The following is an 8,541-nucleotide window of genomic DNA, read 5'->3' as shown; positions in this document are numbered from 1 at the left end:
GGAGCTGCGGGTAGGGAAGGGCATGCGGCGGGGGCAGGCGCGAGCTGGACGAGCGGGAGTGGGCGTAGCGCGCGGCCAGCACGACGATCGGCAGCAGCGCCTGGACCACCGCGGCGATCGACAGTACGGCGATGCAACGCCTCAATGTCTCACGTTTAGTGCGAGCTGCCTGTGCCAACCAGCTTCCAGTTCGGATCGCGTGACGTGATGTCCCGGGCGAAGGTCCAGACGTCGGTGATATCGGCCACCTTGTCCGGATTGCCGTCAACGATGGTGCCCGCCTTCTCGCGGGTGACCGAGATCATCTGCGACACGAAACGCACCGTGAGCTGCGCCGTGCGTTCGCGCAGCTCGGCGCCGACCAGCTCGGCCTTGTCGATCGACACGAAGCGCGTCTCGGTCTTCTGCTCGTGCCTCTCGCGGTCCTTGATCACCGTCTCGAAGCTGTCATAGACCTCGGAGGAGAGCAGGTCTCGGAGCGCGCGGCGATCGCCATTGGCGAAGGCCAGCACGATCATCTCGTAGGCCGAGCGCGCTCCGCTCAGGAAATGCTTGGGATCGAACGACGAATCCTGGGCCGCGACGGCATCCAGTCCCAGCGCGAGCGAGGAGCCCGGCTCCGCCAGTCCCTTCCAGCGGTCGGTCGGCGCCACCACGTCGGCGGTCGGCGCCAGCGGCGCCTGGTCGATCACCTTCCCGGGGATAGGGACCACGTTGCTGTCGGGCGCGCCCTGCAGCGCATTACGCGCCGCCCGATCGAACGGCGGCCGCTCGCTGCCGGTACGCTGCCCCAGCACGCTGCGCAGGCGGATGAAAATGAACACCGCCAGGGCCAGGAAGATGATGGTATAAATATCGATCACGTCGTTTCGCTTTCTGGTCTCGGCCGGGGACGCCGCCCCGGTGGGCGGTACGGCGTTCCCCTCACAGGGGAGCGGCAAAAGCCTACATCATCGTTAAGTCCGCCCGATGTAGGCACGAAATTTTGCCGGGCCAATGGCACCTTGGCAGAACATAATTGTAGCGCGTTTTGGTGGCGGGGGGAAATGCGGCAACCTGACCGGAAAGCGCAGGCCTTCAACCGCTTATGATGTCCGTTCCGCACCCGCGAATGCCGGACGCAACCTTTGGCGGCACAACGGTCGTCCTTGTGGAACACGGCGCGGCCATGTTAGCCACACGCCGCAACAACGGCCTTTTCGCGCCAGGAGTGACTTTGATGACCAATGGCAACGGTGCCCCTCCCGAGGTGGGCGCTCCGCCCCAGCTCAACGTATTGGCGCAATACACCAAGGACCTGTCGTTCGAGAATCCGAACGCCCCTTCCTCGCTGGCACCTCAGGGCCAGCCGCCTCAGATCAACATCCAGATCAATGTCGGTGCCAACAACCTCGCCGAGAACGAGTACGAGGTGACCTTGTCCGTCGAGGGCAAGGCGGAAAACGCCGGCAAGGTCATGTTCAGTTTCGAGCTGATCTATGCGGGCGTGTTTCGCATCGTGAACGTGCCAAAGGAGAACCTGCATCCGCTGGTGATGATCGAATGCCCGCGGTTGCTGTTCCCGTTCGCCCGCGAGATCATCGCCACTTCGGTGCGCGACGGCGGGTTCCCGCCGCTGATGCTCGATCCCGTCGATTTCGTCGGCCTGTATCGCCAGAACATGGAGCGGCAGGCCGCTGCTCAGGTCAGGACGAGCTGATCAGGACGAACTGACGAGTCGCATCGCTCAAGGCACGGTTGCGAAAAAATCGTTCCAGATCGGCTTGTCGCCGAGGGTAGCGACGAAGGCGCGATGGGCTTCACGATCGGCCTCGGTCAGGCGCGGGGATAGCGGCATCTCGCGCACCCGGCGTGGCATCTCGCCCAACAGGTTGACCCGAATTTCGACCGTCTCGGCAGCCAGGATCAGTTGCGACTGCCGCGCGCCGATCAGGTCGATATAGACCTCGGCCAGGAGCTCGGCGTCGAGCAGCGCGCCGTGCTTGGTGCGGTGGGAATTGTCGATCGCGTAGCGCGAGCAGAGATCATCCAGCCGGTTGGACACGCCGGGATGCTTGCGCCGCGCGAGCAGAAGCGTATCGACCAGGCGGTCGCGCGGGATCGGCGCGCGCTTGATGCGGTCGAGCTCGGCATTGATGAAGCCGATATCGAAGGACGCGTTGTGGATCACCAGCGGTGCGTCGCCGATGAAGGCCAGAAAGTCGTCGACCACCTCGTGGAAGAACGGCTTGTCGGCCAGGAACTCGGTCGACAGCCCGTGCACGGCGAAGGCCTCGGCCGCCATCTCGCGCTCGGGGTTGAAATAGCGATGGAAGGTCTGCCCCGTCGGCATGCGGTTGAAGATCTCGACGCAGCCGACCTCGACCAGGCGGTCACCGCGCAGTGGATCAAGTCCGGTGGTTTCGGTGTCGAGAACGATTTCGCGCATAAGGGCTCAGTCGGGAACGACGCGGTCGAATCAGATCCGCCGCCTTGGCATCTTAACAACCTGCTCCAGAATGTCGCGGATGCGCGCCCGCACCGGATCAAGTCCGAGCGAGGTATCCACGATAAAATCGGCCCGCTTGCGCTTCTCGGCATCGGGCATCTGCCGGGCGAGGATGGCATCGAGCTTCTCTGCCGTCATGTCGTCGCGTTTCAGGATCCGCTCGCGCTGGATCTCGGGCGAGGTCGTGACGACGACGATCGCGTCGACGCGCTTTTCCCCGCCGGTCTCGAACAGCAGCGGCACGTCGACCACCGCGACCGCCGCACCGGAGCGCTCGGCGTCAGCGAGGAACTTCTGGTGGTAGGACCGCAGCATCGGGTGCACGATCGACTCGAGCCTGCTGATCGCGGCGGAATCACCGAGCACCCGGGCCGAGAGTTTTGCGCGATCGACTTTCCCATCGGCGGTGGTGCCGGGAAAGGCCGCCTCAACCGCCGGAACCGCCTCGCCCTCATATACTTTGTGGACGGTGGCGTCCGCATCGTAGACGGGAACGCCCGCCTCCTCGAACAGTTTTGCGGTGGTTGATTTCCCCATCCCGATCGAACCGGTCAAACCCAGGATCAGCATTCAGTCTACTCTCACGGTGATCTCGTGCCGCATCGTCATATCGCCAGCAGATCCTGGCCGCGCATGAATTCGAGCAGCGGCAACAGCGGCAGGCCGAGGATGGTGAAGTGGTCGCCGTTGATCCGCGTAAACAGATGCACGCCCAGCCGCTCGAGCTGATAGGCCCCGACGCTCGACGTGACGACCTCGCCGGCGACCTCGACATAGGCCTCGATCTCATCCGCCCGCAACGCCCGCATCGTGAGTTCTGCGGTCGCGACATGCTCGAACACGATCCGGCCATCCAGCGCGATAGCCACGGCGGAGTGAAGCGCGTGCGTTCGGCCGGCGAGCGCCTGCAATTGCGAGAAGGCCTGCGCACGATTCGCCGGCTTGTTGAACAGCTTCTGCTCCAGCGCCAGGGTCTGGTCGGCACCAATGACATGGTGTCCGGCATGTCGAGACGACATCGACAGCGCCTTCTCGCGCGCAAGCAGCGCGGCGATATCGGCCGGTGCCGACAAGCCGGAGCGTTGCTGGATCGACCGCTCGTCGATCTCCGCCGGCATCGCCTCGAAACCAATTCCGGCATTCGCGAGCAGCGTTTGCCGTGCCCGGCTTTGCGATGCCAGAATGAGAGGATGATCTCCGCGCCAGATGCTCATGATTTCATTCCGACAGCCGCTGCCGGGCCCGGTCGGTATAGAGCTTCAGCACGGCGGCCGCGGTCTCTTCGATCGACCGGCGCGTCACATCGAGCTGAGCCCAGTTGAATTTCGCGCTGAGCCTGCGCGCATAGGCGACTTCGTCCGTCACCGCCTGGCGGTCGACATACTCCTCGCCGCTGCTCGGTCCCGCACCCATGCTGAGCAGGCGGTTCTGCCGGACCTGGATCAAGCGCTCCGGCGTGGCGTGAAGACTGACCACCAACGGCTTCTTCAGATGTTCGAGCTGATGCGGCAGCGGAATGCCAGGCACGAGTGGTACGTTCGCGGTGCGGATGCCGCGGTTGGCAAGATAGATCGAGGTCGGCGTCTTCGAGGTTCGCGACACCCCGACGAGCACGACATCGGCTTCTTCGAGCCCTTCCACATGCTGGCCGTCGTCGTGCATCATGGTGTAGTTCAGCGCATCGATGCGCCTGAAATATTCCGCGTTCAGCACGTGCTGGGCACCAACCCGCCCGGTCGTCGCCGCGCCGAGATAGGCCTCGAAGAGCTGCATCACCGGCCCGATGATCGACAGGCTCGGGATGTTCAGATCCTTGCACTTGTCCTCGAGCCTCAGCACCAGGTCCCGCTCCAGCAGCGTGAACAGCACGATGCCCGGCGCCTCCTCGATCTCGTCCAGCACCCGTTCGAGCTGCTTCTGGCTCCGCACCAGCGGATAGACATGCTCCACCGGCGACACATTGGCGTATTGCGCAGCCACCGCGCGCGCCACCGTGATCAGGGTCTCGCCGGTCGAGTCGGAAACCAAATGCAGATGAAAATAGTTGCTGGTCGGCACCGTGCTGCTGTCCTGGCTCCTGTGTGTCCTGTGAATCCTGGGGGAGAGTCGGCCGTTGTCCGGAACCCCGCGCTGCGGGCCGGGGATAACCGCTCTCTTTCTTCACACGCCGCGCAAAAGGACAAGTCCTGCGCCGTCGCGACAATGATAGTGGGATTGTGTGGACTTGTCTTGGGGCAAGCTGCCCGTGAATTTCTTTAAGCTCTTGGAGTCAGTCGCCTTGTCCTCTCAGCGCGCGGCCTGCCGGAGGATGTGCATCATTGTTGAGAACCGACGTACATCGGCGGCACCGTCTTGCGTGAGTCCAATCCACCGTCACCAAAGACTCAAACCTTAAGATTCTAAAATTTTTTGGTTTGGAAGGGACGGCGCGAGCCGGTATGTGTCCACCCGGAAAACGATGGGGTGTCGACACCTCGATCCGGCAACGACTGAAGCAAGACGGTTCTGATGTATCTCTGGATCAAGGCACTCCACGTGATCGCGGTCATCTCCTGGATGGCCGGAATGCTCTATCTGCCGCGGCTGTTCGTGTATCACTGCGAGGCTGAGCAAGGCTCGACGCAGTCCGAGACCTTCAAGGTGATGGAGCGGCGCCTGCTCAGGGCGATCATCAATCCTGCGATGATCGTGACATGGCTTGCGGGACTATATCTCGCTTGGTCGGGTGGCTGGTTCGCGGCGCCGTGGCTGCATGGCAAGCTGTTCCTGGTTTTGGTGCTGTCGGGTATCCACGGATTTTTCGCCCGCTGCGTGAAAGCCTTCGCCGCCGACCGGAATCCGCACAGCCAGAAATTCTATCGTATTATCAATGAGGTGCCGACGGTGCTGATGATCGGCATCGTGATCCTCGTGATCGTCAAGCCGTTTTCCTAGGCAGCCGCCGCGGCAGACTGCGGTGTAACGCGGCTTGCGGAACGTCGATCGATTTTCTATATTGGTGGTATCCCACCCAACGCAGGCGGATGTCGTTGCGTTCCGGTTTCTGCCGGCCGCCGCATCAGGTTTGAAGCCTTTCCGGCGCTTTCCTCGCTTTGACCTGCGGACCTTTCTTTTTCGAGTCCGCCTTCCAAAAGCCACCTCGCATCCTCTCTTCAAAGTTACCCTACAGGACCTCCCAATGCGGGAAATCAAACTCCAAGACCTCAAATCAAAAACGCCGGCGGAGCTCGTCACCTTTGCCGAGGAAAACGGGGTCGAAAACGCCCCGACCATGCGCAAGCAGGAATTGATGTTCGCCATCCTGAAGCAGCTGGCGATCGCGGAAACCGACATTATTGGCGAAGGCGTCGTTGAGGTTCTCTCCGATGGCTTCGGCTTCCTCCGTTCCCCCGATGCCAATTATCTTCCGGGACCGGACGACATCTATGTCTCGCCATCACAGATCCGCCGTTTCGGCCTGCGCACCGGCGACACCATCGAAGGCCACATTCGCAGCCCGAAAGAAGGCGAGCGCTATTTCGCACTGCTCAAGGTCAATACCCTGAATTTCGAGGACCCCGAAAAGTCCAAGCACAAGGTCAATTTCGACAACCTGACGCCCCTGTTTCCCGACCAGCGCTTCCGCCTCGAGATCGAGGATCCGACTCGCAAGGATCTCTCGGCGCGTGTCATCGATATCGTCGCGCCGATCGGCAAGGGCCAGCGCGCGCTGATCGTCGCTCCGCCCCGCACCGGCAAGACCGTGCTGATGCAGAATATCGCGCATTCGATCACGGCCAATCATCCGGAGTGCTATCTGATCGTGCTGCTGATCGACGAGCGGCCCGAGGAAGTCACCGACATGCAGCGCTCGGTGAAAGGTGAAGTGATCTCCTCGACCTTCGACGAGCCGGCGGTGCGCCATGTCCAGGTCGCCGAGATGGTGATTGAGAAGGCCAAGCGCCTGGTCGAGCATGGCCGCGACGTCGTGATCCTGCTCGACTCGATCACCCGCCTCGGCCGCGCCTACAACACGGTGGTGCCGTCATCCGGCAAGGTGCTGACCGGCGGTGTCGACGCCAACGCCTTGCAGCGGCCGAAACGCTTTTTCGGTGCCGCGCGCAATATCGAGGAAGGTGGCTCCCTCACCATCATCGCAACGGCGCTGGTCGACACCGGCAGCCGGATGGACGAAGTGATCTTCGAAGAGTTCAAGGGCACCGGCAACTCCGAACTGATCCTCGACCGCAAGGTGTCCGACAAGCGCACCTTCCCGGCGATCGACATTTCGCGCTCGGGCACCCGCAAGGAGGAGCTGATCACCGACACGCAAGTGTTGAAGAAGATGTACGTGCTCCGTCGCATCCTCAACCCGATGGGAACGATGGACGCGATCGACTTCCTGCTCGACAAGCTGCGGAATACCAAGAACAACGGCGAGTTCTTCGAGTCGATGAACACCTGACTTGGATCAGCACGGCAAGTCTTTTGGGGCGTCCTTCGGGGCGCCCCTTTTTCGTTGGCCGTTGCCTTTGTTGGAGGCCGCAGCGCAAATAGGCGATGCATCCGGACGATCAGACCATCTTCGCTCTGTCATCGGGGCGGCCGCCGGGCGCCATCGCGGTCGTGCGCGTGTCGGGACCGCAGGCCGGCTCTGCGCTGCGGCTTCTGGCCCGAAAGCTCCCCACGCCACGGATGGCGACGCGCGTCTTGCTGCGCGATGCGGCGGAGCAGCCGATCGACGATGCCGTGATGCTGTGGTTTCCATCGCCCGCAAGCGCGACCGGTGAAGACGTGGCTGAGTTTCATGTCCATGGCGGACGCGCAGTACTTGCATCGCTGTTCGCCGCGCTTTCGACGATCGAGAATGTCAGGCCGGCCGAGGCCGGCGAATTCACCCGCCGCGCCTTCGAGAACGGCAAGCTCGATCTTACCGAGGCAGAAGGTCTCGATGACCTCATTCATGCCGACACCGATCGGCAGCGGCGTCAGGCGCTGCGCCAGCTCAAGGGACTGCTCGGCGACCGGGCGCGGGACTGGCGGGCGGAGATCATCAAGGCTCTGGCGCTGGCCGAAGCCGGGATCGATTTTGCGGACGAAGGCGATGTGCCGGCGGAGCTGATGGCGCCAGCTTTGGCGAAGGCCAAGGCATTGCTGACGGAAATCGAGACGGTGCTCGCTCACGGCCGAACCGAGCGTTTGCGGGATGGTCTCGTGGTCGCGATCGCAGGTCCGCCCAATGTCGGCAAGTCGACGCTGATGAACCTGCTGGCCCGACGCGAGGTCGCGATCGTCTCGCCGCATGCCGGCACCACGCGCGATATCATCGAGGCGCATCTCGATCTCGACGGCTATCCGGTGATGATCATCGACACCGCCGGCCAGCGAGAGACCGACGATCCCGTGGAGCAGGAGGGGGTGCGCCGGGCACGTGCCCGGGCGGCGGAAGCTGACCTGATGCTGTGGCTGAGCGATGACGAGTCCGGCATGATTCAGCAAGAGGAGCCGGCGCCGATCTGGTGGGTACGCAACAAGATCGATCGTGAGAGAGGCGAACGGGCAAAGGCAGGAAAGCTGGCGGAAGACCGCTTTGCCATTTCAGCGTCCCGCAGCGATGGGATGGCCGATCTGGTGACGGCGCTGAGCGTGTTTGCGCGCGATTTCTTCGGCGCCGGTGAAACTGGCCTGATTACGCGGGAGCGGCAGCGAACGCTCTTGGAGGAGACGGCGACCTCGCTGCGGCGGAGCATCGCAGCGACCGGCGTGGGTGAGGAGTTGGTTGCCGAGGAACTACGCCGGGCGGCGTTTTCTCTCGGACGTCTGCTCGGTCGGGTCGACGTCGAAGACGTCCTGGACGTGATCTTCCGGGACTTCTGTATCGGGAAATAGTATTGAAGTAGCCAAAGGCGAGGGCCGCCTTGGTTAACGGACATGGTTAATTGAGCGTTTCACGTGAAACAGGACGGATCGTTCCAGGGTGTTTCACGTGAAACAAATCGCGCCCCGAGTCGGGTTGTTTCGCGTGAAACAAGCCCCATCTTCGCGAGCTGTTAACCGAGCGATCGACGCCAGAT

General features: G+C 62.6%; 9 protein-coding genes. 4 read left to right on the top strand and 5 right to left on the bottom strand.

Going from position 1 to position 8,541, the window contains the following annotated elements; genetic code table 11:
* Nucleotides 1–155: 155 nt before the first annotated feature.
* Complete coding sequence (locus tag JOY90_RS16215; RefSeq protein ID WP_291692131.1) at nt 156–860, bottom strand: Tim44/TimA family putative adaptor protein; 705 nt, start codon at nt 858–860, stop codon at nt 156–158.
* A 359-nt stretch (nt 861–1,219) separates the two neighbouring features.
* On the opposite strand from JOY90_RS16215, the gene secB reads away from it, so the two are divergent.
* A complete protein-coding gene (gene secB, locus JOY90_RS16210) occupies nt 1,220–1,699 on the top strand; it encodes a protein-export chaperone SecB (protein WP_291692130.1) in 480 nt (159 codons plus the stop codon).
* 27 nt (nt 1,700–1,726) lie between these two features.
* Here the strand turns inward: secB and dnaQ are convergent, their stop codons facing one another.
* The 4 genes from dnaQ to JOY90_RS16190 are packed head-to-tail and all read right to left on the bottom strand — an operon-like array spanning nt 1,727 to nt 4,546.
* Nucleotides 1,727–2,428, bottom strand: coding sequence for a DNA polymerase III subunit epsilon (gene dnaQ, locus JOY90_RS16205; RefSeq protein WP_291692128.1), 702 nt, complete (start codon nt 2,426–2,428; stop codon nt 1,727–1,729).
* Nucleotides 2,429–2,458: 30 nt separating this feature from the next.
* Nucleotides 2,459–3,058 carry a dephospho-CoA kinase gene (coaE, locus tag JOY90_RS16200; protein WP_291692127.1) on the bottom strand — a complete coding sequence of 200 codons (600 nt, stop codon included), beginning with the start codon at nt 3,056–3,058 and terminating at the stop codon, nt 2,459–2,461.
* A 35-nt stretch (nt 3,059–3,093) separates the two neighbouring features.
* A complete protein-coding gene (locus JOY90_RS16195; protein ID WP_291692126.1) occupies nt 3,094–3,702 on the bottom strand; it encodes a Maf family protein in 609 nt (202 codons plus the stop codon).
* 4 nt (nt 3,703–3,706) lie between these two features.
* The gene (locus JOY90_RS16190; protein WP_291692125.1) at nt 3,707–4,546 is read right to left on the bottom strand and encodes a pyruvate, water dikinase regulatory protein; all 840 of its coding nucleotides are present in this window, start codon (nt 4,544–4,546) and stop codon (nt 3,707–3,709) included.
* Nucleotides 4,547–4,996: 450 nt separating this feature from the next.
* Here JOY90_RS16190 and hemJ point away from each other — a divergent pair, with 450 nt between their 5' ends.
* From hemJ to mnmE, 3 genes are all read left to right on the top strand, one after another.
* Nucleotides 4,997–5,422 (top strand): protoporphyrinogen oxidase HemJ, encoded by a 426-nt coding sequence (gene hemJ / locus JOY90_RS16185; RefSeq protein ID WP_291692124.1) that lies wholly within the window; start codon nt 4,997–4,999, stop codon nt 5,420–5,422.
* A 244-nt stretch (nt 5,423–5,666) separates the two neighbouring features.
* Entirely contained in the window at nt 5,667–6,932 is a 1,266-nt protein-coding gene (rho, locus tag JOY90_RS16180) for a transcription termination factor Rho (protein ID WP_291692129.1), read from the top strand.
* Between the two features lie 95 nt (nt 6,933–7,027).
* Complete coding sequence (gene mnmE, locus JOY90_RS16175) at nt 7,028–8,356, top strand: tRNA uridine-5-carboxymethylaminomethyl(34) synthesis GTPase MnmE (protein ID WP_291692123.1); 1,329 nt, start codon at nt 7,028–7,030, stop codon at nt 8,354–8,356.
* Nucleotides 8,357–8,541: the final 185 nt, after the last annotated feature.

The organism is Bradyrhizobium sp. (assembly GCF_019242285.1).
Lineage (GTDB): Bacteria > Pseudomonadota > Alphaproteobacteria > Rhizobiales > Xanthobacteraceae > Bradyrhizobium.
Note: the sequence above shows the minus strand (reverse complement) of the source record. Positions and strands in the feature narration are given on the sequence as shown.